This window comes from Streptomyces sp. NPDC107550 (assembly GCF_055639095.1).
Window position 1 is genome coordinate 1 of record NZ_JBVKBC010000052.1, and the last position, 1249, is coordinate 1249.

Consider the following 1249-nt stretch of genomic DNA (forward strand, 5'->3'; position numbering starts at 1 on the left):
GAGAGCTTCTACAAGGTGGAAGTGAGCCACCGAGGGAGCACCATCTTGACCGTGGCGTGCGCGTGCGGGCCACCTCCGCTCGCGCGGAGAGAACGTCGGCGGCCTCCAGGCCCGCGAGGATCCGCGCGGGCCACCTCCGCTCGCGCGGAGAGAACGGATCGCAGCATGGCCACACACCGGCGGGTCACGGGCCACCTCCGCTCGCGCGGAGAGAACTCGATCCCGCCCACCTTGGCCTGCCACCGCGCCGGGCCACCTCCGCTCGCGCGGAGAGAACAAGGGCGGCAGCCACGGGCCGGACGCCAGGAACGGGCCACCTTCGCTCGCGCGGAGAGAACAGGCACACGCAGTAGCTCGCGCACTCCAGAAGCGGGCCACCTCCGCTCGCGCGGAGAGAACAGGTCCAGGTAGGACAGGTAGAGCTGGACTTCCGGGCCACCTCCGCTCGCGCGGAGAGAACGGGACATAAGAGCTGCTCACGGAGCCTCACCACGGGCCACCTCCGCTCGCGCGGAGAGAACGTCTCGAACCCGTTCCGCACCACGCGGTACTTCGGGCCACCTCCGCTCGCGCGGAGAGAACCCTTGTTGAGCTGGGGCTTCAGAAGGGCTTTGCAGTTCCTTTGCTCGACGTGGTGTGGTCGGTGTCCATGTAGCGGGCTTCTTCCAGGCCGTGTGCCGATTCCAAGGTCGACTCCTCATCTTCCCTTCGGCCGGGCTGTGTTGCGACGGCGGGGATGGTTCAGTCTCGTCGTACTCCGTATCGGCGGGGCGCAGTTCGTAGAAGAGGATTGATCGGGAGGCGTTGTCAGTGGCTGGTGCTAGAAGTTCTGGCATGAGCGACGATGCAGCTGTCCCCGAGGTTCGGCTTGATGCAAGGGTTTGGGGTAAGGAGCGAGACCTCCCGCTTCCGTACCCTCTGGTCTGCCACTTGCTGGATTTTGCCGCTATGTTCGGTGTGTTGTGGGACAGGATGGTTCATCCCCAGGCGCGGGAGCGCATTGCAGCAGAGTTCGGATTGAGCGTGGGGCAGGCGCGTGCCGTGTCGGCCTTCTGGGCTGGGCTTCACGACCTTGGGAAGATCACTCCGCCCGCGACATCCAGAAGCTTCTGGCGCCCGACCACGCCCCGTCCGACCCTGAGGAGGAAGCAGGAGCCGAACAACTCGTCGACCTCTGGGACCCCGTCACTGGGCCCGTCCCCGGAGGCACCAACCACACGCCCGAGACCACACCCTGACCGGCCGAATG

The 1249-nt window shown here is 66.4% G+C and carries 1 protein-coding gene and 1 CRISPR repeat array; the gene reads left to right on the top strand.

Going from position 1 to position 1249, the window contains the following annotated elements:
• Positions 1 to 65 precede the first annotated feature (65 nt).
• Positions 66 to 582: a CRISPR direct-repeat array (repeat unit 29 nt; unit sequence CGGGCCACCTCCGCTCGCGCGGAGAGAAC).
• 252 nt (positions 583 to 834) lie between these two features.
• The coding region (locus ACZ7LY_RS32485) for an HD domain-containing protein (protein WP_471628356.1) at positions 835 to 1249 on the top strand (415 nt) is incomplete at its 3' end.